This window comes from Micromonospora sp. NPDC047521 (genome assembly GCF_055587305.1).
The window spans coordinates 84,341-109,186 of record NZ_JBVJGN010000013.1; the positions used below are offsets into that span (position 1 = coordinate 84,341).

Genomic DNA, 24,846 nt, shown 5'->3' on the forward strand with positions numbered 1-24,846 from the left:
GCTTGCCGCCGGAATAGCCCGCGGCTGATCCGGGCCGAGGGGGAACACCAATACGGGGATTGGCGAATGCGCCGGGATTCTGCTCTGAACAACGGCGCTGCCGGCGTCAGTGACGTGGCACCACACGACGGACCTCCGACCCCCACCGCACCGGGCGGCACGCTCCGGTCCGCGGTCGCCGAGGAGCAGGAGTTTCTCGACCTGGCCACGGCCCGGCGCGACAGGCTCGCCGAGCACCTGCGGGCCGAGCTCTCCGCAGGGGCCGTGGACGCACTGGAGCGGGCCCGGCACCGCATGCTCCGCCAGCAGTACGAAGAGCTACGGCAAGCACGGGAAGGCCTGGTCTTCGGCCGCCTCGACGGCCTCGACGGCGTTGTACGGCACGTGGGCCGTGTCGGTCTCCGCGACGATGGCGAGGACGGCGAGCCACTGCTGGTGGACTGGCGCGCTCCGGCGGCTCGGCCGTTCTACACCGCGACGGCTGTCGACCCCCAGGGCCAGGCGCGGCGCCGCCACATCCGCACCGAGGGATCGACGGTCGTCGGCGTGGACGACGAGCCACTGGACGGATCCACAACGACGGAACTCGTCGGCGAGGGCGCCCTGCTTGCCGCTCTCGACAAGCGGCGTACCGGCCGCATGTCGACGGCGATCTCCACGCTGCAACGCGAACAGGACGACATCATCCGGGCCGAGGCGACCGGGCCGCTCATCGTTCAGGGCGGCCCCGGCACCGGCAAGACCGTTGTCGCTCTCCACCGCGTCGCCTACCTGCTGTTCACCCACCGCAGGATGGCCGACCAGGCGGTCCTGGTTCTCGGCCCCTCGCCGCGATTCCTCACGTACATCGCCCAGGTGCTGCCCGCGCTCGGTGAGACGGCAGTCGTCTCGGCGACCTGCGACACTCTGCTGGCCGGGATCAGCGTGCAGCGCGACGAGAGCCGGCTCCTCGCCGAGATCAAGGGCCGTGCCCTCTGGCAGAGCGCGCTCGAAAACCACGTCACGTCGCTGCTCCCCCGACCTCGTGAGCTGAAGGTGCGCTGGGAGGGCGAGTTCTACGTCATCACCGCCGCGACGGTGGCGCAGGCACTCGCCTCGGCGGTGCAGGGACGCCCGTACCATCGTGCCCGAGCGGCGTTCGCCGAGCAGCTGCACCACCTCCTTGCCGAAGTCGTCGTCGAGCAACGCGAGACGCTGCTGGACGAGATGGAGGAGGGCTTCGAGGACATCCTCGCCGGCGTCGACAAGAGCATGCAGAACGACCACCGGCCCGTCAGGACGTCCACCGGCAGTGACGTCGACGGCCTGTTCTCCGACGACGAGATTGACGACCTGCGTCATCGGATCGCCGAGAACGCCACCATCGCCCGGTTCATCGAGGCCTGGTGGCCCACCCTCGACACCGGAACCCTGCTGCGTGACTTCCTGGCCGACCGCACCCTGCTGGCCCGGTTCGCCCCGCAACTCTCCGCGGAGGAGATCGCCGCTGTCGCGGCCGAGCCCGCCACGTGGGCATCGAGCGACATCCCCCTGCTCGACGCCCTCGCCGATCTGCTGGGCCGGGTCGAAGCCCCGCAACCACAGGGCGAGTTCGTCGCCGAGCGGGCTCGCCGGCAACGCGACTGGGTGTACGGCCACGTCGTCGTCGACGAGGCCCAGGAGCTGTCCGAGATGCAGTGGCAGATGGTCCTGCGGCGCTGCCCCAGTCGCTCCATCACGGCGGTCGGCGACATCGACCAGGCCGAGGCGGCACACCGGCACACCAGCTGGGCACAGGCGGTCCGGGCTGTTTTCGGAGACCGCTGGACCGCCGCGGAACTGACCATCTGCTACCGGACCCCGCGTGAGGTCATGGACCTCACCGGCCCGGTCTTGACGAAGGCCGGCAGCCACAACCCGCCGCCGCGGGCGGTGCGCTCCTCCGGCACCGCCCCCTGGGAGCTCGCGGTCACGTCCGCGGAGCTTCCCGGCGCCGCCGCCGAAGTTGTCCGACGACTGCGGCAACGGTGGCATGAAGGCACTGTCGGCGTCATTGCCCCCGCCCACCGTGTCGCAGGGCTGGCAGCGGTTCTGCGTGACGTGCCGGTCCTCACCGCGTCCGAGTCCAAGGGACTGGAATGGGACGCGACACTCCTCGTCGACCCGCAGGGCATCGCCGCTGAACCGCGCGGCTGGAACGGCCTCTACGTCGCGCTCACCCGATGCACCCAGGAACTCGGACAGCTGATCCTCACGCCGCACCCAGGACAACCTCACCATCGTGGTGTCACTGGTGTCGCGCATGGCGACCGTGCCTGGTGAACGCAGCCGGGCCGGGACGGGAACGGGAAAGCCCCGGCCGGTCTACCGCGGTACGGCACGGAACCACGCCTCCCGGTCGCCCGGGTCCGGTCCGCGCCGGGGCAGGGTGGGCGGGTCCGCACCGGTGACCGGCGCGTAGTGGTCGAACGTGGTGGTCAGGACAGCCTCCCCGCCGGTGAGGTCGGGAAGAGCGGCGACGACCTGCGGTACCCGGGAGGACGGCAGAGTGCCGCTCACCTCGAGGTAACCGCCGGCGACGGCGGTCTCGTGGACCACCCCTCCCGTCCTGCCGAGCAGCGCCAGCACCGTCTCCACCGTGTGCTGGGGAAGGTTGACGTCGAACCGCTCGATCGGCTGGCACACCCGGGTACCGGCCTGGCGCAGCGCCGCGGCGAGCACGACCGGGGCGAGGTTGCGGAAGTCCGCCGCCACTGTCGAAATGGACTTGTCGAACTTCTGATGCGGCCTGCTCTGGCGCGGGAAGTACCGGGAGGCCGTCATGGTGACCACACAGTCGGTGACCGGCCAGCCGTGCCGGCCGTGCCGCATCGCGGCCCGTACGCCCTCCTCGGTGGCAGCGACGAATGCCGGTGGCAGCCGGCCGGGTTCGACGCCGGGACGGAACCCGATGCCGTGCCCGACCGGGGCGGCCTCGATCCGTAACCCGAGCCCGGCCAGGTACGGGTTGCCACGCTCGTGCACCCGCTCCTCGAAGGCTCCGGTGCCGACGACCCGCTCGATGCAGGCCGTCAGCGTGCCGGAGAAGCGCACCCGGACGCCGTACCGGTCCTCCAGGAGGGCGGCGAGCACCTCCTTCTGCACCTCTCCGTGCAGACGGATCACCGCCTGCGCCTGCTGCTCGTCGAGCCGTAGGTCCACCAGCGGATCCTCATCGGCCAGCTCGGCCAGGCCGGCAAACATCGCGAGCCGCTGCTCCGGCTTCACCGGCTCGACGACCGCCTGCCGGGTGGGTGGCGGAAACCGGTAGCCGTGCCGCCTCGGCGGGTCCCCGATGTGCTGGCCGATCCGGGCCGAGACACCACGCACCGCGGCGATCTGGCCGGCGGACACCGACTGGCGCACCAGCACGCCTTCGGGCTCGATGACGGCGATCTGGGTCACCGTCTGCGGGCGGGCTCCGGCAAGCTGCACCCGATCTCGCACCCGCAGACGGCCGGACCACAAGCGCAGCCAGGCCCGCCGGCCGTGGCCGTCCCGATCGACGGCGAAGACCGTGCCCGCCAGCGGACCGTCCCGCTGCTCGCCGCGCGGCAGCAGGTCGGCCAGGAGGTGGCACAGCTGCCGTACGCCTGCTCCCGTGATCGCCGAACCGCACGCCACCGGCGTGAGCTCGGCGCGGCGCACCGCGTTCCGGATCGCACGCCGGATGTCGCGGATACGTACCGGCTCGTCTGTCAGCCACCGCGCCGCCACCGCGTCGTCGACCTCCGCCACCGCCTCCAGCACCGGCTCGGCGTCGAGGCCGACGGCCCGCACCCGCACGTCGCGACCGCTCTGGCCGGTGACCGTGGTGAGCAGGACCGGACGCGCCCCGAGCCGCTGGCGTACCTGGGTCAGCACCCGGTCGACGTCGGCACCGCGGCGGTCGACCTTGTTCAGGAAGACGACCGTCGGTACGCCGATCCGGCGCAGCGCCCGCCAGATGGCGACGGTCTGCGGCTGGACCCCCTCGACGCTCGACACCACGAGCACGGCGGCGTCGAGCACGGCCAGCGACCGTTCGACCTCCGCGATGAAATCCGGATGTCCGGGGGTGTCCAGCAGGTTGATGTTCAGATCACCGATGGCGATCGACGTGACGGCCGCCCGGATGGTGATACCGCGCCGCCGCTCCAGCTCCATCGAGTCGGTCCGTGTCGTGCCAGCGTCGACGCTACCCAACTGGGACACGGCGCCTGCCTCGTAGAGCAGACGCTCGGTCAGGCTGGTCTTTCCGGCATCAACATGGGCGACGATTCCAAGGTTCAACAAGGCCAAAGCAGAACTCCACGATAGGACGGTCAAGGGTCCGGAGCGTGGAAGCTGCTCGCATTGTCACTCCTCGTCATGGTCAGGTGCCGCTGTCCTTCACCGCGTGCAGCGGTGAGGCGTCCTGAGGTTCGCACGCCCGCTATGACCGCCGCCACCGAATTCGGTCGCGGACGGCACCGCCACGGTCAGCCCCACGCATCAGGCCGCGCCGAAGCGCCTCGCGTCGCCGTGCCACTGCCTGCACGTCCGGCACTCGGGTGGACCGCTGCCCCCGTACAACGGGTGTCAGGCAGCGCGGCTGAGGGACGTGGGCGGCGAGAATCAAGCAGGGTACGACGCCGTGCCGGCGGCGCGCGCTTCCGGGATACCGGAGAGTTCGCTGGGGCGCCGCCTGCCGTACTCGCTGATGCCGACGGCGGTCAGCACCTGACTCAGCCACGTCTGGTCGGTCTTCGCGTACGCCAGCCGCAGTGGCAGCGTGACGTTCTCCTGCACGGTCAGCGCGCCCAGCAGGTTGCACGCCTGGAACAGGAAGCCGATCCATCGCGCCGCAGCTCGGTCAACTCGGTCTACGACTGCTGGGACAGGTCCGTGTCACCCAGCAGGACCCGGCCCATCGTCGGCCGGTCCAGGACCGGCCGCACAGTTCAGAAACGTGCTCTTGCCCGAACCGGAGGGGCCCATGACGGCGGTGAACGTACCGGGCCGGAATTGGGCCGTCACCGCGTCGAGTGCGCGTACCGCGTTCTTCCCGACCCGTACTCCTTCGTCACCGAATCCGGGCGTACCGCGTACGGCGATGCCGTGACGGTCGGTTTCGCTGGAGTGTCCGGCGAACCGCTGCAACCGGTCCCGGCCTACGCGACACGCCGTCTCGACAGGCCCCTCGTTGATCTCATGCCATCCGACGTCAGGTCTCGCGGCGGCCTGGATCGATACCCCGTACTCCCGGACGGGAGGTACAGCTGGCTGCAGTGCTATTCAGAGACTGTCCGCAGGACCGATGGCCGGTGTCAGGACAGTTCGTAGTCGAACCAGATGCGGTGGGTGCCGTCCGGGTCGACCGTCATGCCTCCCGTGCCGCGGATGCCGGCCAGGTCGCCGGTGCCGCTCGTGGGGACGATCGTCAGGAACTCGGCCTGCCGGTCCTCACCCGTGGTGGTGGCGGAGTGCGCGAAGTTGAAGGTGCCCGCGTGGCCGGCGATGCCGCCCTCGAAGGACTCCATCGCGACGTACGTGCCGGTGCCGGTCTCGGCGTCGAAGGCGGCTGTGAAGAGCGTCTCGGACCGGCCGCCGATCTCGCCGGTGTACGTCTTGCGCATGGTGGCGACGCCGACCGGTACGCCGGTCTTGATCTCGGATGTCGGCACGGCGGCCGGAGTGAAGTCGGCTACGTCGAATATTCCGGTCGCTCGCATGTCCCGGATGGTACGGCGCTGAACCGGGCGGCGTGGGACACCGCGCTCCGACAACCGGAAAGCGGCCGACACCCCCGGATGTCGGCCGGCTCCGACGTTGCCACCCACTTCGGCGGCGCGAACATCAGGTGGTACGCCCCCGGCAGTTCGCCCACCTTCTGGTGGCGACCTGTCCAACCGGAACGATCCGCTAGTTGCTCCCCCGGTCGTGCGGGACGGTGACTGTGACGGTGCACCCGACCGGCCGCCCGATCTCGTCGTGGCCGGCATACGTGAGGTGGTACACCCGGTCCCCGCCGTTGCCGGCACGTTCGGCGCGTAGCCTGCCGCTCGTGTCCGGCGCGCCGACGGTGAAGCCACTGACGTCCGTGGCGTCGCCCCCGGTCACGCCGGTCAGGGTGAACGCGTTCGGGCCGAGCACACCGTCGCGCAGGTCAACTGTGAGGTTGACGTCGACCAGCTTGTGGTTCGGTGGCCACAGGACCGGTCGGTCCGCCGCGCAGTCGAGCTGCCGTACCGGCAGCGGCTCCGCCAGGGTGGCGGTGGCGTGTCCGATGGTCGCGGTGAGCCGACCACCTGCTTCGTAGTACATGTGCGCGGTGCGCCCGTCGAAGTAGAACGTCGGTGCGGCCGAGCGGCCGAGGTCGGGAGCCGCGGACATCGAGTCGTGCACGACGCCGAGGTGGATCTCCTGGTCGAAGTCCTGCCCGACGTCGACCGCGTGCATGTTGCCGTCGGCGGCGTGGTAGATCACCAGGTTGCGGTCGTTCCAGCGCAGGAAGAACGGACCGGAGGCGTTCGGTCCTTCGATGCCCTGCGGTGTCACGAGCGGTTCGGGCTGCATGGTCCAGGTCCGCGCGTCGTTGGAGACCGCCCAGCGGATCCGCCGCGACACCGGCCCGGTCGGTCCCGGCAGCGCGGCGGTCGGATTGTCCATGAAGACCATCAGGTACCGGGTGCCCAGGCGGGGCACGGACTGCTCGAACACGCGGGCGTAGGAGGTCTCGCCGCCCGTCGAGTAGTTCCGGCTGACCGCCGTCCCGCCGTAGTCGAAGTGGATGCCGTCGTCGGAGGTCGCGTACCTGGTGATGGAGTTCTCGCCGTGGAAGTAGAGGAACAGCTTGTTCTCGCCCTCGATCCACACCGCGTGCGGTGAGGAGATGTGGCTGACCGTGGCGTAGTGCGGCAGCCAGGTGTTGCTGATCAGGGGGTTGGCGTCGTACTCCGTCCACGGACCGTCGATCGAGTCGGAGTACGCGAGGGCGATCCCGCCGGGACGCTCGTGCGGCGCGTAGTACAGGTAGTAGGTGCCGAGCGGGTTGGGGAAGTAGTCGGCGGCCCGGATGACGCTCGGGAAGATGAACTCGTTCGTCGGGTTGTAGGCCAGGGCGTCCTTGTCGAACGCGGTGCCCTGGTAGGTGAACTGGGGGAAGTCGAGCGGGGGCTCGGCGGCTGCCGGTCGGGCGCCGGCCAGTGCGGCGACGAGCAGGCCGGCACTGGCAGCCGCCAGGGTGGCGCGTCGGGACGACGGGGCGGGTGGTCTCGTCATGCGGCTTCCTCTTCGGTCGGTCGGATCGGCGGCACGAACGGCGCGATGTGACGCTCAGTAAGAACGCAGGGGACATCGATCGGCGAGCACCCCTGGCAGCGCCGAGCTAATACGTATTAGCATCTATGTTTCTCGAATGTTGCGCGACCGGCGGCGCCGCTGTCAAGAGGCGGCGTCCACCCCGGGCCGGACGCCAACCCGCCGCGAACCCGGACCGCTAATGCGCATTACTCCAGCGGGTTTACCGCGCCGAAATCTCTCGTCCACCTCTTGACACACGCCGGACCACCGGCCAAGCTCCTTCCCAACGCCGATCGCTAATACGCATTAGCAGCACCGAAGGGACCCGACGTGACCGCTCCCCCCAGACGTGTCACCCAACGTGACATTGCGCGGATGGCTGGCGTCAGTCAGGCGACGGTGTCGCTGGTGCTCAACAATCGGACCGACGCTGACGTCCGCATCGCCCCGGAGACCCGGGACCGGGTGCTGCGGGTCATCGCCGAGACCGGCTACGCCGCCGATCCCGTGGCCCGTCGCCTCGCCTCACGGTTCAACCGGATCATCGGCGTCTTCACGTACGAGCCCGCCTTCCCCAGCGGCAGCCGGGACTTCTTCCACCCGTTCCTGCTCGGCATCGAGGAGTACGCCGAGAGCGTCGGCTGCGACCTGCTGCTGTTCACCAGCGCACCGGTGGTGGACGGCCGGCGACGCATCTTCCACCAGGACAACCGGCTCCGTCTGGCCGACGGGTGCATCCTGCTCGGACGCGAGATCGACGGCGCGGAGCTGCAACGGCTCAACCGCGACGGCTATCCGTACGTCGCCGTCGGGCGCCGCGACGACACCGACGGACCGGTCCCCTACGTCGGCGCCGACTACGCCTCGGCGGTGGCCCAGCTCGTCGAGGTGGCGCTGCGGCACGGTCACCGCCGCCTGACGTACGTGAGCATGGGCACCACCGCGGAGTCCTCCGAAGACCGGCGCCGTGGGTTCCACGCCGCCGCGGCGACCGCGGAGAGCGCCGGGCAGATGTCGGCGCTGGCCGGGGAGGCCGAGACGACACTCGACACGCTGCTGGCCGCCGGGACCACAGTCGCCTTCGTGGAGGACTTCGCCACCGCGGTCGCGCTGGAGTCGGCCACCCGCCGGCGTGGCCTCACCGTGCCCGGCGACCTGTCGATCGTGACCCTCGGCGACCCGACCGTTCCGGTCCCCACCGACATCACGTTCACCGGGTTCCGCATTCCCCGCGAGGAGATGGGCCGCCAGTCGGTCGAGGTGCTCACGGGCGTCATCGACGGAAGTGCGGACGGCGTCCAGCAGCGACTTCTCCCCTGCGAACTCGTCGAGGGCAGCACCCTCGGCACCCCTGATCAGGCGGTTGACCGGAGCTGAGCGGTCGACCGAGCAACTGGAAGGAAACACGTGGTACTCATGCGTACGGACGTCCTCGTCGTCGGGGGCGGACTGGGTGGCGTCGCCGCGGCGCTCGCCGCGGCCCGGGCCGGCCGGTCCGTCATCCTGACCGAGGAGTTCGACTGGCTCGGCGGGCAACTCACCAGCCAGGCCGTCCCCCCGGACGAACACTCCTGGATCGAACAGTTCGGCGCCACCGCCAGCTACCGGGAGCTGCGCAACGGCATCCGCGACTACTACCGTCGCCACTACCCGCTGACCGAGCGGTCGCGGGCCTGGACCGACCTCAACCCCGGTGCGGGTTGGGTGAGCCGGCTCTGTCACGAGCCGCGGGTGGCCGTCGCCGTCCTCGATGAGATGCTCGCCCCGTACCTCGGTTCGGGCCGGCTCCGGGTGCTCCAGCCGTACCGGCCGGTGGCCGCGGAGACCGACGGGGACCGGGTGACCGGCGTGACCCTCGCGCACCGCGACCGGGACCAGCGGATCGACGTGGTCGCGCCGTACATCCTGGACGCCACGGAGACCGGCGAGCTGCTGCCGCTGACCGGCACCGAGTACGTCACCGGGTTCGAGTCGCAGGCGCAGACCGGTGAGCCGAGCGCTCCGGCCGAGGCCCAGCCGATGAACATGCAGGCGGTGTCCGTCTGCTTCGCCCTGGACCACGTCGACGGCGACCACACCATCGACCGCCCGGCGGGCTACGACTTCTGGCGCGACTACAAGCCGGACTTCTGGGGCGACCGGCTGCTGTCCTGGAAGTCGCCGCACCCGCGCACGCTGGAGATCGTCGAGCGCAGCTTCACCCCCAACCCGGACGACGACCCGTTGAGCGTCAACGCCGACCAACGCGTCAACCCCGGCGACGGCAACCTGTGGACGTTCCGCCGGATCGCCGCGCGGCGCAACTTCACCGACGGCGCGTACGACAGCGACATCACGCTTGTCAACTGGCCGATGATCGACTACTTCGAGGGCCCGGTCATCGACGTGCCGAACGCGTCGTGGCACCTGTCCAAGGCCCGCGAGCTGTCGTACTCGGTGCTCTACTGGATGCAGACGGAGGCGCCCCGACCGGACGGCGGCACCGGCTTCCCCGGCCTGCGGCTGCGCGGCGACGTGACCGGCAGCGCGGACGGCCTGGCCCAGGCCCCGTACATCCGCGAGTCCCGCCGGATCCGCGCCGAGTACACGGTGGCCGAGCAGGACCTGTCCCTGGCGGTCCGGGGCGACCACGGGGCGGTCAGCTACCCGGACGCGGTGGGCGTGGGCATGTACCGGATCGATCTGCACCCGTCGACCGGCGGCGACAACTACATCGACGTCGGCTCCTGCCCGTTCGAGATCCCGCTCGGCGCGCTGATCCCGCAGCGGATGGAGAACCTGCTTCCGGCCGGCAAGAACATCGGCACCACCCACATCACCAACGGCAGCTACCGGCTGCACCCGGTCGAGTGGAACGTCGGCGAGGTCGCCGGTCTGCTCGCCGACTTCTGCCTGGCGCGGGGCGAGTCCCCGCGTGCGGTCCGCAACACCCCCCGTCTGCTGGCTGACTTCCAGGACCGCCTCACCGCGGCCGGCGTGGAACAGCGCTGGCCGCAGATCGCGGGCTACTGAACACACCCCCGGTAAGGAGAATATTGTGAGAGCAGGAAAGGCCCTGCGCGGCGTCGCCGTGGCGATGGCCGGCGCGCTCGCCCTGACCGCCTGCGGCGGCGGTGGCGAGGCCGACGACAGCGGCCCGGCGAAGCTGCGGATGACCGTCTGGTCGGCCAACGAGGCACATCTCAAGCTGTTCAACGAGATCGCCGACGAGTACCGCAAGAGCCACCCGGACGTCACCGAGATCAAGTTCGATCCGCTGCCGTTCGACACCTACACCACGACCCTGACCACTCAGATCGCCGGCGGGAACGCACCCGATCTCGCCTGGGTGTTCGAGAACTCCGCCCCCGACTTCGTCGCCTCGGGCGCGCTGCTGCCCCTCGACGACACGCTGAAGAAGGCCGAGGGTTACCAGTACGACGACATCTCCCCCGCCACGCTCAAGCTCTGGCAGGACGGCGGCAAGCTGTACGCGTACCCCTTCTCCACCTCGCCGTTCGGGGTCTTCGTCAACACCGACATGCTCAAGAAGGCCGGGCAGAAGACTCCGGCCGAGCTGATCGCGGCCGGTCAGTGGACCTGGGACAACGCTCTGGCAGCCGCCGGCGCGACGGCGGCGGACTCCGGCAAGGCCGGCCTGGTCATCCGGGACTTCGACTACAAGGGCTGGGACAACCTGTCCACCTTCTGGACCGGGTGGGGGGCCCAGGCGTGGAGCGAGGACGGCAGGTCCTGCGGCTTCAACAGCCCGGAGATGGTCGACGCGATGACCACCCTGCACAAGGCCACCTTCACCCAGAAGGCGCTGCCCGGCCCGGGCACGACCGCCGACTTCTTCGCCGGGGACGCGGCCATGACGGTCACCCAGATCTCCCGCGCCTCGCTGCTCAAGGACGGCGGCTTCGGGTGGGACCTGGTGCCGCTGCCCGCCGGCCCGAAGGGGAACTACGCGGTGGTCGGCCAGGCCGGCGTCGGGGTCATGAAGAAGAGCCCGCACGCCAAGCAGGCGGCCGACTTCCTGGCCTTCTTCACCAACCCCACCAACTCGGCGAAGCTCGCCCAGTTCTTCCCGGCGCCCCGGCAGTCGCAGCTGACCGCCGAGACCCTCGCCAAGACCAACCCGAAGCTCAAGCCGGAGCAGTTGCAGAAGGTCGTCATCGACGGCATCACCAACGGCGTGGTCAAGCCCAGCCACTCCGGCCAGGCCGAGCTGAGCCAGCAGGTCCGCGCCGGGCTCGACCCGCTGTGGCAGCCGAACGCGGACGTCAAGGCCGTACTCGACGGCGTCTGCGCCAAGATCCAGCCGCTGCTGGCGAAGTAGGGCCAACGACCATGACCCAGACGGACACCAGGGTGGGCTCGGCTGCTGCCGGGCCCACCCCGGGCCCGGCCCGGCCGTTCTGGACCAGCCGCCGCCGGGACCAACTCGCTGGTTACCTGTTCATCGCCCCGCAGATGCTCGGCAGCGTCGTCTTCGTGATCCTGCCGCTGATCCTCGTGCTCTGGTACAGCCTGCACGAGTGGAACGTGCTCGCCGGCACCTTCGAGTTCGTCGGCGGCGACAACTACAAGGCCCTCGCCGACGATCCCAACCTCGGCTCGGTGCTGCGCGCCACCGGGTTGTTCTCCATCGGCCTGGTGGTGCTCAACCTCGGCCTGGCCCTGCTGCTGGCCGTCCTGCTCAACCAGAAGCTGCGGGGCACCATCGTGTTCCGCACGCTGTTCTTCTCCCCAGTCGTCGTCTCGCTTGTCGCCTGGACCATCGTCTGGGGCTTCCTGCTCCAGGACAACGGCGGCATCAACGGGCTGCTCGACACCCTCGGCGTGGACGGCCCGAACTGGCTGCGCGGGGAGAGCACCGCGATGGTGTCCGTGATCGTCGTGCAGGTGTTCAAGAACGTCGGCCTGAACATGGTGCTGTTCCTGGCCGCCCTGCAGGGTGTGCCGGGCGAGCTGTACGAGGCCGCCGAGGTGGACGGGGCGAGCCGGATGCGCCAGTTCTGGCGGATCACCGTGCCGCTGATCAGCCCGACGATCCTGCTGACCTCGATCATCACCGTGGTCGGGTCGTTGCAGGTCTTCGCGCAGATCTCGGTGCTCACCCAGGGCGGCCCCGGCACATCCACGACGGTCCTCGTCTACTACCTGTACCAGCAGGCCTTCCAGTTCCATCACTTCGGCTACGGCGCCACGCTGTCGATCGTGCTGTTCGCCATCGTGCTCGCACTCACCGTGCTGCAGTGGCAGATGCGCAAGAGGTGGGTCTTCCATGAGTCGTGACCTGTCCCGCCGGACCAAGCTGGTGCTCTACGGGGTGCTGCTGGTCCTGGCGATCCCGTTCGTCTTCCCGACATGGTGGATGGTCACCTCGTCACTGAAGCCGGTGGCGGACATCTTCGCCTTCCCGCCGCAGCTCCTACCGACGAACCCGCGCTTCGACGCGTACGAGCGGGTGTTCGAGTTGCAGCCGTTCGGGCAGCAGTACCTGAACAGCCTCTACATCGCGCTTGTCGTCACGGTCGGCACCATGGCGGTGGCGGCGCTTGCCGGGTACGCCTTCGCGCGCATCCGGTTCCGGGGCCAGAACGTGTTGTTCCTGGTCGTCCTCGCGGGCCTGCTCATTCCGAGCGAGGTGACGATCGTGCCGCTGTTCCAGATGTTCTTCAAACTGGGCCTGGTCAACACCCACTGGCCGTTGATCCTGGTGCCGATCTTCGGCGCGCCGAGCGTCCTGGCGACGTTCATCATGCGGCAGTTCTTCATCAGCCTCCCCGGTGAGCTGGAGGAGGCCGCCCGGGTCGACGGGCTGGGCCGGTTCGCCACCTTCTGGCGGATCGCCCTGCCGCTGTCGCGGCCGGCACTGGGCGCGGTGGCCATCTTCACCTTCCTGCACAGCTGGAACCTCTACCTGGAGCCGATCGTGTTCCTCTCCTCGCCGGAGAAGTTCACCCTGCCCCAGGCGCTCACCCAGTTCGTCGACGCCTACGGCGGCCCCATGTGGGACGTCCAGATGGCCGCGGCGTCGATGACCGCCCTACCCGTCCTGGTGGTCTTCGTCATCGCGCAGAAGCAGTTCGTCGAGGGTCTCGCGCACACCGGCCTCAAGGGATGACGACACCGGTTGTCGGCGTCGACATCGGCGGCACCAAGACGGCGGCCGCGCTTGTCGACCGGGCCGGGCGGGTGCTGGAGCGCCGCGAGGCGCCCACGCCCGCCCGGGCCGGGCCCGAGGCCGTGCTGGGCGTCGCCGCCCGGTTGGCCACCGACCTGCTCGGCGCGACCACCGGGCCGGTGGGCGTGGGCACCGCCGGCACTGTCGATCCGGCGACCGGCGGCATCCGGTACGCCACCGACAGCCTGCCCGGCTGGACCGGCACCCCGGTCGCCGGCGCGCTGGCCGCCCGGCTGGGCCGCGACGTTCGGGTCACCAACGACGTGAACGCCGCCGCGCTCGGCGAAAGCTGGGCCGGCGCTGGACGGGACCGCGCCCACGTGCTGCTGGTGGCCGTCGGCACCGGGCTCGGCGGGGCACTCGTGCGCGACGGTCGCGTCGAGGCCGGCGCGCGCGGGGCGGCCGGCGAGGTCGGGCACCTGCCCGCTCCGGGCGCCGAACGGCTGCGGTGCGGGTGCGGCCGGTACGGGCATCTGGAGGCGCTCGCCTCCGGCAGCGGGCTGGCCGCCGCGTACGCCATCGAGACCGGTACCCACGTGACCGGGCGGACCGTGGCCGAGCGCGCCGCGACCGGCGACGGCGTCGCCCGGCGGGTCGTGGAACGGGCCGGAGCCGTCCTCGGCGCGACCCTGGCCGGGTTGGTGGCGCTGCTCGACCCGGACGCCGTCCTGGTGACCGGCGGGGCGGCCAGTTCCCTGCTGCCCGCCGCGTCGGCTTCGTACTCGGCCGAGCTGCCCTCCGGCTGGGCCGACGTTCCGCTGCTGCCCGCCACGCTGGGCGCCGACGCCGTCCTGGTCGGCGCCGCCCGGCTGGCCATCGACACACCGGAAAGGACCGGCAGGTGAGCGTGCTCGACGACCTGGCCGGCGGGCTTGTGGTGTCCTGCCAACCGCTGCCCGACGACCCGGACGACCCGATGCGGGACCCGTACGTCCAGGCCCGCGTGGCGGCCGCGGTCGTCCGCGGCGGCGCCGTGGCGGTCCGGGTCAACGGACCGGACGACGTCCGAGCGGTACGCCGCGCCGTCGACGTTCCGGTGATCGGGCTGTACAAGCACGGCACCGACGGCGTCTTCATCACCCCGACCGCGGCCCACGCGCTGGAGGTGGCGCTGGCCGGGGCGCACATCGTCGCGATCGACGCCACCGACCGCCCCCGACCGGACGGCCGCGCCTTCGCCGACACGGTCCGCGTGCTCCGCGAACGGACCGACGCGCTGGTCCTGGCCGACGTCTCCACCACCGCCGAGGGCGTCGCAGCCGTCAAGGCCGGCGCGGACGCCGTCGCCACCACGCTGTCCGGCTACACGCGGGCCAGCCCATCGACCGTCGGGCCCGACCTCGGGCTCGTGGAGCGACTCGTCGCACTGCTGCCCGTGCCGGTGATCGCCGAAGGGCGGTACCGCAGCACGGAACAGATCGGCCAAGCCTTCGAGGCGGGTGCCCACGCGGTGGTGATGGGCAACGCCGTCACCTCACCGCTCTGGATCACCCGCCGGCTCGTGCCGGCCACCCCCCGCGCGGCGAGCGCGCCGAAAGAGAAGGAGTGAGCATGAGAAGGCGTACCCTCCTGGCCACCGGCGTGGCCGGGCTGACCACCGTGGCCATCGGCCGACCCGCGTTCGCCGGCCCCGCCAAGCGGCAGCTGACCGTGGCGCTGGTCCCGTTGGACGACCGGCCCGTCAACACGTACGCGGCGCAGATGACCGCGGCCAGCGCCGGCGCCCAGGTGCAGCTGCCGCCACGGGAGTCGCTGGGCCGCTTCTTCACCCCCGGCGACGGCGCGGCCATCGCCCGCTGGCTCGGCACCACCGACGGCGTCGACGGGTACGTGATCTCCGTCAGCATGCTCGCGTACGGCGGCCTCATCGCCTCCCGAACCGCCGCCCCGACCCTGGCGGCCGCCCTGGCGAACCTGGCCGCGATCCGCGCCCTGCGCTCCACCCGGCCGGGGGCGGTGATCGAGGTGCACGACACCATCCAGCGCCTCGCCATCACCAGCACGGGCACCGAACTGGACCGGTACCGCGACCTGCTCGTCTCCTGGGCGAAGCTCTACGACCAGGTGACGAACCTCGGGCAGGAGGAGCTGCGAGCGCAGCTCGACGCCGCCCGCGCGCAGATCCCCGACCAGGTCGTCGAGGACTATCTCGCCGCGCGGGCCCGCAACCACCAGGTCAACCGGCTCATGGTCGAGTGGGTCGCCGACGGCACCATCGACCACCTCGTCCTCTCCGAGGACGACACCGCGCCTGTCGGCCTGGCCCGAGCCGAGCGGGTGGAGTTGGAGGCACTCGTCGACCAACTCGGCGTCGGCGAGCGGGTGGAGATCTTCCCCGGCGCCGACGAGGTCAACGCGCTGCTGGTCGCGCGGGTGATCGCGGCCGGCACCGGACCCACCTACCGCGTGGAGTACGCGGGCGTCTCCGGTGAGGCCTGGACCGCACAACTCGAGGGCATCCCGTTCGCGGAGAACATCCGGCGGCACGTCACCTCTGTCGGAGGACGGGTCGTCGGCGGCGACGCGGACATCGTGCTCGCCGTGAACACCCCCTCGACGGCACCCGGGCAACGGGCCGCCGACCTGGACGCCTTCGTCGGACGGGTCGGCACGCTGCTGACCGCCGGCACCCCGGTCATCGTGGTGGACCCACTCATCGTGAACAAGGCCGACCACGACCTGGTGGCGCGGATGGAGAACCACCTGGATCTCGCGGCGCTGCTGTCGTACTCGGGGTGGAACACCGGTGGCAACGCGCTCGGCCTGGCGCTCAGCCACGGCACCGCCCGGTGGGCGTACCTCCGCGCCTCCGGCAGCGGGTTCGGTGTGCCCGACCTGCGCGCGCCCGCCCAGGCGCACGCCGAGTACCTGCTCTACCGGTTCGTCAAGGACGACCCGTGGAAGAACATCGTGCAGGTCGAGGCGTACGCGCACGCACGGGCGCAGGGCTGGGACCCGCTCGCGCTCACCCCCGAGCAGAAGAGCTACTTCGACGGCTGGGTGCGTGAGCGGCTGGTGCCCCTGACCGAGCGGTACTTCGCCGACCACTTCGCCGGGCACCGCATCGTGCTGGGCCGGCGGGGCGCGAAGACCTTCACGGCGACCCTGACCCGCTTCGAGTCGGCGCGCGTCGAACTGCCGTGGGACCGGCTCTTCGAGGTGATCCTCGAACCTCGGCTGCACCTGTCCTGACCGACGGTCCACGCCGTACCTCGGCCCGCCGCCGCCTCCCCACCTGCTGATTCCCTGCCCGGCCGTGGGCGGGGAATCAGGAGGTGCGGGCGGTGTTCGTGAACCCTTCGCGAACGGGGTACGGCCCCGAGTGGCGATCTCCTTGCGGCCGGTCGCACCGTCGATGAGCTCGGTGCGGTTCCGTCGGACCGTCGTGCCATGATGCCGGTCACCTCAAGGCAAGGAGCACGGCGCGATGGCCACGGTGACGGTTCGGGACGAGACAGCGACGGGCAGGGCTATCGACAAGTGGCCGTTGACCGGGCTGCCGGAGCGCATCTCCGCGCGGGAGCTGGTCCGGTTGCGCGTACGCGAGGAGGTGGCCCGGTTCAACGCCGACCAGGCCGACGTCTTCCGGGGTCTGGTGCGGCCCACCGACGCGGAGGCGACGTTTAACGGTTACCGGGTCGGTCGGGGCCGGCGGCTGGACTGGGAGCGTCAGGCGGACGCGGCGTGTGCCGCCTTCGCCCGTAACGGCTTCGTGCTGCTGGTCGGTGACCGCCAGGTCGAGGATCTGGACGAGGAGATCGACCTGCTCGCGGATCCCGAGGTGGCCTTCGTGCGGCTCGTCCCGCTGGTGGGTGGCTGACGTGGGTGACTGGAGGTCGTTGCTTCCCGCTCTGACCGCGTCGGAGCGTCGGGAGGTGGAGGCCGGCCTGGTGGAGGCCGATGCCCAGATTCGGCAGGTGCTCCGGAAGACGACAGCCGACTACTGGGCGGCGCAGGTGACCAACACGCCGGAGTGGGCCGTCACCGAGTCGTGGCCGGCCGAGCTTCGCCGCCGTGCCGCGCTGGCCATGCATCTGGAGGCGTCGACCAGTTCGACGCCGAGCGCACTGAACCACGTCGTGCTGAGTCTCGCCGACGGCGTGCGGGAATGGACCCGGGCGGATCTGGTGTGGTGCCTGGACGTCGCCGGACGGGGCTGGGGCTACCAGAACGCCGCCGAACTGGAGTTGCCTGCCGCGATCGCCGGGCGACTGTCCCCTGCGGACCTGGCCGACCTGGTGCCCGCGCTTTCGGGCCTGTTCGACGCACTCGCCAGGAACCACTTCGTCTCCGCCGGTCCCCGGCTGCGGGTCGTCACGCTGCTCGGGGAGGCGCTCGACCGCGCCACCGGTCGCCGACTGCCGTCCCGGTTGCTGCACAACGGGGACGAGTTCGGTCCCCTCGTCCGCGCCGACCTGGGCGACGCCCTCGCCGCGCCGGGCGTACCCGAGCTGCTGGTGCACTGCGCCTCGCTCGACAAGCCGGCGGCGCCGGCGGGATGGCTGCGCGCCCTCGACGGGCACCTCACGACCGCGACCGAGGGGACGAAGGCGGTCCGCCGGGTCCTGGAGGTGTTCGTCGCCCACCGGCAGTCCGTGCACGACGACTCGGACCGACTCCTGCGTGGTCTGGTGTGGGCGCTGTCGCGGGAGTCGGACGACGACACGACGGAGCTGCTGGCGATGGTCACCGCCACCGCCGCGGGCGCTCCCCGGCACGCGTCCGGCTTCCCGCACGCCCAACGCACCGCGATCGCCGCCGTGCAGCTGCTGGCGGGGCGCGACGGTGAGGTGCCGGTGCGGACCCTGGCGCGGCTCGCGGTGACCGTCAAGAACAAGGCCGTACGCGGTCGGGTGCACACCTCGCTGGCCCGCCTCGGCGCGCTGCGCGGATGGTCACTGAGCGAGGTGATGGAACTCGCCATCGACGATCACGGGCTCGACACCGCCGGGAGCCGGCGGACGCAGGTCGGCCCGTACGAGGCAACGGTGCGGGTCGCGGGTGAGAAGGCGCGTCTGACCTTCGCCCGCGGCGACGTCGGGCTCAAGGGTGTCCCGGCCGCGGTGAAGGAGACGCACGGCACCGAGCTGAAGCAGCTGCGCGACCTGGTGAAGGGCGTCAACGCGACACTGGCCGCCGAGCGTCAGCGGGTGGAGTCGCTGCTGTCCGAGGAACGCACCTGGGCGTACGCGGACTGGGTGTCCCGCTTCCTGGACCATCCGATCACCGGAACGTACGGGCGGCGGCTGGTCTGGGAGACCAGCGCCGACGGGCGCGACTGGTCGGCGGGCCTGCCCCGCGAGGACGGCGACGGGTGGGCGATCGCCGGCCTGGACGGGCGGCCGACGCGCGGTGAGCGGGTCCGGCTGTGGCACCCCATGCGCGCCGGCGTGGACGACACCCTCGCCTGGCGTGAGCGCGTGCTCGCGGCCGGCCTGACGCAGCCGTTCAAGCAGGCGTTCCGTGAGGTCTACCTGCTCACGCCCGCCGAGGAGCAGACCAACTCCTACTCCAACCGGTTCGCCGCGCACATCCTGCGCTACCGCCAGGCGAACGCGCTCATGCGCACCCGCGGCTGGCAGGCCAGCTACCTCGGCACCTGGGACGGCGGGTACGACAGCGAGGCCACGAAGGTCTTCGGCGGTGGTGCGTGGCGGGCGTCCTTCCGCCACGAACTGGTCGACACGGACAATCTCGGCGACTACCACGTCCACTACTGCTCGACGGACCAGGTGCGCTTCGCCCGGCAGGAGGGTGCGACCTGGCAACCCGCACCGATCACCGCCGTACCGCCGCTGGTGTTCACCGAGGCGATGCGGGACGTGGACCTGTTCGTCGGCGTCACCTCGATCGCCACCGACCCGCAGTGGGCCGACCGCGGCGAGGACCGGTTCCGGGACTACTGGCACAGCACAGTGGTCGGGGCCTTGACCCCGTCGGCACAGGTACGCCGGGACGCCCTGGCCCGGCTGCTCCCCCGCATGGCCATCGCCGACCGGGTCACCCTCGCGGACCGGTACCTGCACGTACGAGGGAACCTGCGCGGCTACCGGATCCACCTCGGCTCGGGCAACATCATGATGGAGCCCAACGACGCCTACCTGTGCATCGTCCCGGCGCGTGGGGGCACCGGGCGCCTGCACCTGCCGTTCGACGACGACCCGATGCTGTCGACGATCCTGTCGAAGGCGATCATGCTCGCCGCCGACGACATGATCACCGACCCGACGGTGCTGCGGCAGTTCGCCTCGTGACCGACCGCACGTCAGCCTGATGCGGCGGTCCCACTCCGCACCGCAGGCACTCGCGCGCACCCTGAATCGGGTACGCGACCAACGCGGGTCTTGCCTGGCCCGGCGTCGCCGGTGAACCCTTGTCCACAGACGAAGGCACGCCAGTCGTCCGGAATTCGCACGGCACGGCCGGGAGGACGCGGTGAATCCGTTGCGGGCAGGCCACCAGCGGGGAATCCACTGCGTCGTGGCCGCCGCCGGTTATGGCAAGACCACCGCGCTGCACCGTTGGTTTCCCCGCGAGGAAGCCCACTGGTGCCGGGGGGACGAGGCACCCGTACGCCAGCTCGTCGCCGACGCCGTCGCGGCCGGCGACCGCCTGGTCGTGGTCGACGACCTGCCGCCGACCTCGGCGGAGCAGTTGCACCTCCTGCTCAAGGAGGTCATGCGGTGGGAGGACGACGTCTCCGTCGTCCTCGCCTCGCGGTGGCCCCTGCCGGCACCGGCCACCCGCCTGCTCGGCAGCGGCCTCTGGACCGAGCTGGGCCCGGCCGACCTGGCGCTCTCCCCGGAACGGGTCGCCGACCTGATCGCCGAGGAGTACGGTCTCTCCACACCGGACCTCGCCGACCGGGTGTACGCGGCGACCGGCGGCTGGCCGGCGCTCGTCCACCTGTCGGCCGAGACTCTGCGGCTGGGTGGGGTGCCGTCCGGGCCGCTCGCCCCGATCCTCAGTGAGCCCGGCGGGCCGATCGCGCGCTACGTCGCCGACGAGGTCCTGGCCGCGCTACCGGCGGAAGCGCACCGGCTGCTGCGTCAGGTAGGTGCGCTGACACCGGTGAGTGTGGGGCTGTGCCGTGCCCTCGGGCATCGCGGCGCCCCGCGCATCATCGACCGGCTACGCCGCACCGGCCTGCTGACCCGGCCGGCCCGAGCCGCGGCCGGGCCTGGCGCACCGCCGCCCGAGGAGCTTCTCGTGCCGATCGTCGTCGAGACCGCCCGGCACGGGCGCCGAACACCGAGCGCCGAGCAGATCCGCGACACGGCCGCCGCCGCCGCAGACTGGTACGACGCGCACGGGCCGCCGGTCGCCGCGGCCCGGGAGTACCTGCGGGCCGGCGACCATGCCGCGGGCGCCCGGGTGCTCGAAGCGTACGGCGATCGGATGATCGCGGCGGGTCGTTCCGTCGCGGTGACCGAGCTGGTCCGCATGCTGCCGGAACGGCATCGCAGCCGGCGGCTGCGCCTGCTGCTCGGCGACGCGTTGCGCACCCTCGGCGACCTCGGCGCGGCCACCCACGAGTACGACACCGCCGCCGAGGAGACCTGGGACGCCGGCGTGGCCTGGCGGCTGGGTCGGATCCACTACCAGCGGGGTGACGCCCGGGCGGCCCTGGCGATCCTCGACCGGCCACTCGCCCGGTCGGCGCCGCTCGCCGATCAGGCGCTGCTGCTCGCGTGGACGGCACACACGCACCTGCTGACCGGCGACACCGGGACCGCCACCGCATACGCGCGGAGGGCGCTGGCCGCCGCGACCAGCGCCGGGCAGGACGACGTGCTGGCCTCGACCCACCTCAGCGTCGCCCTGTGCCTCAGTGTGGCCGGCGACATCGCGGGCAGCCAGGAGCACTTCGCCCTGGCGTTGCCGATCGCGGAACGCATCGGCGACGTCCTGCTGCTCACCCGGATCCACACCAACCGCACCCACCAGTTCCTGCGTACCGGCCGGTTCGCCGAGGCGCTGACGACGGCCGAGCGGTCGGCCCGCTACGCCGCGCTTGCCGACGCCCCGAGCCTGCGCGCCATCGCGACCAGCAACGAGGCGGAAGCGCTGGCGATGCTCGGCCGTTACGACGAGGCGGTGCGGCGGTATGAGGCGGCGCTGGGCTTCTACCAGCAGAAGGGCTCCCGCCGGTTCATCCACGCGCTACTCGGGCTGGGTGAGCTGTACCGGCGGCGAGGCTGGCGTGAGCAGGCGCGCGCCGCCTACGAGGAGACGATCCGGGTCACCGAGGAGACCGGCAACGTGCACGTCCTCGTGTCCGCGCTCGCGGGGCTGGCGCTGGTGCGACTGGACGACGACGTGGCGGCCGCCGCGCGGCACGCCGACCGGGCCGCTCGGGACGTCGGGGACGAGATCGTCGTACCGGCACTGCTGGCCCAGGGCTGGGTCGCGCTCCGGATGGCCGAGCCCGACCGGGCCACCGTGCTCGCCGGCGAGGCGGCCCGCATCGCACGCGTTCAGGGCGACCTGGCCGGGTTGGCCGACGCGCTCGAGCTGAGGGCTGCGGCCGAGCCGGACCTCGGGCGCGCCCGCGAGGCGCTGCGCGAGGGGTACGCCATCTGGACCCGGGCCGGTGCGGCGGTCGAGGCGGCCCGGCTGCTCGTCCTGCTCGGGCGGTTGCCCGGGGCCGACATCGACGATCGGCTGGCCGGTCTGCTCGCGGGCGAGCAGGTCGCCCTCGCCGGCGCCCTGGTGGATCGGACGGCGAGCGGCTTCGGCGGGTGGGCGCCGGGCGCGGGGCCGGTCTACCAGCGGGTCGTGATCCGGGCCCTCGGCCGGTTCGAGGTGCATCTCGACGGCCAACCGGTGCCGGCCTCGCGCTGGCAGTCCCGCAAGGCGCGTGACCTGGTGCGTATCCTCGTCGCTAGGCGTGGCAGGCCGGTGCCACGAGGCGAGCTGTGCGAACTCCTCTGGCCGGACGACGACCCGGATCGCACCGGCCACCGACTGTCGGTCCTGCTCTCGATCGTCCGCGGGGTGTTCGACCCGACGAAGACGTTCGCGCCCGACCATTTCCTCGTCGCCGATCAGGCGTGCATCGCGCTCGACGTCAGCCGGTTGCGGGTGGACGTCGAGGAGTTCCTCGCGCACGTCGCGCACGCGCGACGCCTGCTGGAACGAGGGGCGCTGGTAGAGGGGCGCACGGTGCTGCTGTCCGCCGACCGGCAGTACCGCGCCGACGCGTTCGAGGATGAGCCGTACGCCGACTGGTCCGGCCCGCTGCGCGAGGAGGCGCGGGCCGCGTACCTCGGCCTCCTGCGCATGCTGGCCCAGGTCAGCCACGCCACGGCGGACCCGGCGGCGGCGGTGCCGTACCTGCTGCGGCTCCTCGAACGGGATCCGTACGATCAGCCGGCGCACCGGGCGCTGGTGCGCGCGCTTGTCGCCGGCGGCCAGCACGGCGAAGCACGCCGGGCACTCGCCCGGTACCGCGAGGCGATGCGGGCCATCGGAGTACACCCGCCGGACGAGATCATCCTCGCGCCGGCCCGGCCGGGCCGACAACCACAGGCCACCGTTCGCCGGGTCCCGCCGGCCGCTCGCAACGGCCGGCGGAACCCGGCGTCCGATCGCGGGCGTTGACCGGCGGGGACCGCCACCGGCCCCGGGTCGCCGGTCAGCGAACGGCACCGTCAGTGGAAGACTGCCATCGTCAGAACGGATACGGCGAGCGATCCCTCGCCGTCGCCCGCGGCATCGTCCCGGGCGGCGGACGCCCCCGGCAACTGGCTCGCCCGAACGCCCTCGGCGCCCGCCTGCCGCAGGTTCGGGCCGGGGACGATCGCGCTGAGGAAGAACGGTCCCGCGCCCGTCACGCGGGCGCCGACGGCGTACACGTGGGCGGCCGGGCCGGCGTCCGCGGTGACGACCGTCTTCGGCCACGTGCCGTCGTACCCGCTGGCGGCCTCGACGCGTTCGCCGGGCGGCCCGGTCGGTTGGGTGGGCTCCTTGCAGATTCCGACGGCGGTGAGGCTCGCCGGCTCGACGTCGCCGCCCGCATGCACCCGCACCGTCCGCAGTCCGGGGCCGAAGCCGACCTCGTCGACGTACGTCTGGTCCACCGGTCCTTCCAAGCGGAAGCCGGTGCCGACCACCCTTGTGCTGCCCGGGCAGTTCACCTCCACCGTTGACGCTGATCCGACAGTGGCCGTCGCCCGCACCGGCGGGCTCGTCGACCAGTCGCACGTGGCGTAGGCCACCACCGACCACGCGCTCGCGTGCCCCGTGCGGGCTTTCGCGGTGACGGTCACCGTGGTCAGTTCCGCATCGGGCTCCATCGCGGTCAGCACGACCCCGCCGTTTCCGTTCACGATCCGGGCGCCCGCCGCGAAGACGGATCGCGCTCCCGGGCAGGTCGCGGTGACGACCTTGGTCCCGCTCCCGTCGCTCTCGCTGGCCTCCTCGACCCGTACCGGTGCGAGGCCTCCCGCGTGGGCGGGCCGGTCCGGCGCGGCTGCCCCAGCCGCCGTGCACAGCGCGACAGCGACCGCTCCTGCCACAGTCCGTCGTGCGATGTCCATTGTGCGCATGTCGCTCCTTCGCTCGCCGACCCGTCCGGGTCAGGCTCTGGTCGATCTCGCCCGCCCGGCGGGTCGGGCGAGGTCGGTGTCGCCGGCCCACTCAGGCCGGGCATCACCGATGGTCCGGTCGGACCTCACGGTGGCGTCATGGTGAGCCGGCCCCGAGCGGCCACCCGGAGCGGATCGTGACGTGACCCTGACGCCCCTGCCGAGACTCGATGACGAACGCCGCGCAGAGGCCGCGGCGCGATCGAGGAGGAACGACATGCGATTCAGCAGAACCGCCACCCGGCTCCTGGTGTTGCCCGTGGTGTGCGCACTCGGGCTGATCGGGGCGAGCCCGGCGCAGGCCGCGGTGCAACGGACCGACAGGTTCTCCATCACCCAGCCACACTTCGACTTCGGCGACGGCGACCTGGGCAACATCTCCGGAGATCCCAAGGCTGACGGCCGGCTGGAGTGGGATCTGGTCAACGGCACCTGGGAGCCTCGGCTGCTCGGCCGCATCTACATCAACAACGCGTCCGGCGAGTGTGTCCGAGTCCAGATGGTCGTCACCTACCAGAACAGCGTGGTGGTGACCTACACCGACAACGCGTCGGACTTCTGCGCCCCGAACGGGAGGACCTGGTACAGCGACGTCGATTTCCGGCCGGTCAGCTCGGCGTACGTGGCGAACGTCGTCGTGAGGCTGCAGAGCGCTCCGGCGGGCGGATGGTCCTTCTCGAACGAGGGAGCGTCGGCGCCGTACTTCGCACCGTGGTGGTTGCCCTAGTCGCTACGGGGCAGAAACGGCCAGTCTCTCTGACCGCACCGCCGTACGGGGTCGTCCGGCGTCGAGGATGCAGGTGG

The 24,846-nt window shown here is 71.5% G+C and carries 19 protein-coding genes; 13 read left to right on the forward strand and 6 right to left on the reverse strand.

Annotation, left to right across the window (positions count from 1 at the left end; all coding sequences use genetic code 11):
• The first annotated feature begins 66 nt into the window (after nucleotides 1–66).
• Complete coding sequence (locus ACZ6N8_RS25050) at nucleotides 67–2,301, forward strand: HelD family protein (protein WP_466012961.1); 2,235 nt, start codon at nucleotides 67–69, stop codon at nucleotides 2,299–2,301.
• A 42-nt stretch (nucleotides 2,302–2,343) separates the two neighbouring features.
• Here the strand turns inward: ACZ6N8_RS25050 and ACZ6N8_RS25055 are convergent, their stop codons facing one another.
• The 5 genes from ACZ6N8_RS25055 to ACZ6N8_RS25075 form a co-directional block, all read right to left on the reverse strand.
• The gene (locus ACZ6N8_RS25055; RefSeq protein ID WP_466012962.1) at nucleotides 2,344–4,293 is read right to left on the reverse strand and encodes a GTP-binding protein; all 1,950 of its coding nucleotides are present in this window, start codon (nucleotides 4,291–4,293) and stop codon (nucleotides 2,344–2,346) included.
• Nucleotides 4,294–4,614: 321 nt separating this feature from the next.
• On the reverse strand, nucleotides 4,615–4,788 hold the full coding sequence (locus ACZ6N8_RS25060; RefSeq protein ID WP_466012963.1) for a hypothetical protein: 174 nt from the start codon (nucleotides 4,786–4,788) through the stop codon (nucleotides 4,615–4,617).
• A gap of 99 nt (nucleotides 4,789–4,887) precedes the next feature.
• Nucleotides 4,888–5,016: an ATP-binding cassette domain-containing protein gene (locus tag ACZ6N8_RS25065; RefSeq protein ID WP_466013029.1), complete on the reverse strand. Its 129-nt coding sequence runs from the start codon at nucleotides 5,014–5,016 to the stop codon at nucleotides 4,888–4,890.
• Between the two features lie 290 nt (nucleotides 5,017–5,306).
• A complete protein-coding gene (locus tag ACZ6N8_RS25070; protein WP_466012964.1) occupies nucleotides 5,307–5,711 on the reverse strand; it encodes a DUF3224 domain-containing protein in 405 nt (134 codons plus the stop codon).
• Nucleotides 5,712–5,901: 190 nt separating this feature from the next.
• Nucleotides 5,902–7,260 carry a glycoside hydrolase family protein gene (locus ACZ6N8_RS25075; RefSeq protein WP_466012965.1) on the reverse strand — a complete coding sequence of 453 codons (1,359 nt, stop codon included), beginning with the start codon at nucleotides 7,258–7,260 and terminating at the stop codon, nucleotides 5,902–5,904.
• A gap of 351 nt (nucleotides 7,261–7,611) precedes the next feature.
• Between ACZ6N8_RS25075 and ACZ6N8_RS25080 the strand changes: the two genes are divergently transcribed.
• From ACZ6N8_RS25080 to ACZ6N8_RS25130, 11 genes are all read left to right on the forward strand, one after another.
• On the forward strand, nucleotides 7,612–8,658 hold the full coding sequence (locus ACZ6N8_RS25080; protein WP_364375846.1) for a LacI family DNA-binding transcriptional regulator: 1,047 nt from the start codon (nucleotides 7,612–7,614) through the stop codon (nucleotides 8,656–8,658).
• A gap of 39 nt (nucleotides 8,659–8,697) precedes the next feature.
• On the forward strand, nucleotides 8,698–10,293 hold the full coding sequence (locus ACZ6N8_RS25085) for an FAD-dependent oxidoreductase (protein ID WP_466012966.1): 1,596 nt from the start codon (nucleotides 8,698–8,700) through the stop codon (nucleotides 10,291–10,293).
• Nucleotides 10,294–10,318: 25 nt separating this feature from the next.
• Entirely contained in the window at nucleotides 10,319–11,602 is a 1,284-nt protein-coding gene (locus ACZ6N8_RS25090; RefSeq protein ID WP_466012967.1) for an ABC transporter substrate-binding protein, read from the forward strand.
• Between the two features lie 11 nt (nucleotides 11,603–11,613).
• Nucleotides 11,614–12,561, forward strand: a complete 948-nt coding sequence (locus ACZ6N8_RS25095) for a carbohydrate ABC transporter permease (RefSeq protein WP_466012968.1) — start codon at nucleotides 11,614–11,616, stop codon at nucleotides 12,559–12,561.
• Nucleotides 12,551–13,393, forward strand: coding sequence for a carbohydrate ABC transporter permease (locus ACZ6N8_RS25100; protein ID WP_354825975.1), 843 nt, complete (start codon nucleotides 12,551–12,553; stop codon nucleotides 13,391–13,393). The genes ACZ6N8_RS25095 and ACZ6N8_RS25100 overlap by 11 nt, the downstream gene beginning before the upstream one ends.
• The gene (locus tag ACZ6N8_RS25105; RefSeq protein ID WP_466012969.1) at nucleotides 13,390–14,298 is read left to right on the forward strand and encodes an ROK family protein; all 909 of its coding nucleotides are present in this window, start codon (nucleotides 13,390–13,392) and stop codon (nucleotides 14,296–14,298) included. The genes ACZ6N8_RS25100 and ACZ6N8_RS25105 overlap by 4 nt, the downstream gene beginning before the upstream one ends.
• A complete protein-coding gene (locus ACZ6N8_RS25110) occupies nucleotides 14,295–15,002 on the forward strand; it encodes an N-acetylmannosamine-6-phosphate 2-epimerase (protein ID WP_466012970.1) in 708 nt (235 codons plus the stop codon). The genes ACZ6N8_RS25105 and ACZ6N8_RS25110 overlap by 4 nt, the downstream gene beginning before the upstream one ends.
• 2 nt (nucleotides 15,003–15,004) lie before the next feature.
• The gene (locus ACZ6N8_RS25115) at nucleotides 15,005–16,645 is read left to right on the forward strand and encodes a DUF4127 family protein (protein ID WP_466012971.1); all 1,641 of its coding nucleotides are present in this window, start codon (nucleotides 15,005–15,007) and stop codon (nucleotides 16,643–16,645) included.
• A gap of 235 nt (nucleotides 16,646–16,880) precedes the next feature.
• On the forward strand, nucleotides 16,881–17,273 hold the full coding sequence (locus ACZ6N8_RS25120) for a hypothetical protein (protein WP_466012972.1): 393 nt from the start codon (nucleotides 16,881–16,883) through the stop codon (nucleotides 17,271–17,273).
• A 1-nt stretch (nucleotide 17,274) separates the two neighbouring features.
• Nucleotides 17,275–19,707, forward strand: a complete 2,433-nt coding sequence (locus ACZ6N8_RS25125; RefSeq protein ID WP_466012973.1) for a DUF4132 domain-containing protein — start codon at nucleotides 17,275–17,277, stop codon at nucleotides 19,705–19,707.
• A gap of 181 nt (nucleotides 19,708–19,888) precedes the next feature.
• Nucleotides 19,889–23,056: a BTAD domain-containing putative transcriptional regulator gene (locus ACZ6N8_RS25130; protein WP_466012974.1), complete on the forward strand. Its 3,168-nt coding sequence runs from the start codon at nucleotides 19,889–19,891 to the stop codon at nucleotides 23,054–23,056.
• Between the two features lie 50 nt (nucleotides 23,057–23,106).
• On the opposite strand, the gene ACZ6N8_RS25135 is transcribed toward ACZ6N8_RS25130, so the two are convergent.
• Entirely contained in the window at nucleotides 23,107–24,003 is an 897-nt protein-coding gene (locus ACZ6N8_RS25135; RefSeq protein WP_466012975.1) for a hypothetical protein, read from the reverse strand.
• 256 nt (nucleotides 24,004–24,259) lie between these two features.
• On the opposite strand from ACZ6N8_RS25135, the gene ACZ6N8_RS25140 reads away from it, so the two are divergent.
• Nucleotides 24,260–24,769 (forward strand): hypothetical protein, encoded by a 510-nt coding sequence (locus tag ACZ6N8_RS25140; protein ID WP_466012976.1) that lies wholly within the window; start codon nucleotides 24,260–24,262, stop codon nucleotides 24,767–24,769.
• The last annotated feature ends 77 nt before the right edge of the window (nucleotides 24,770–24,846 follow it).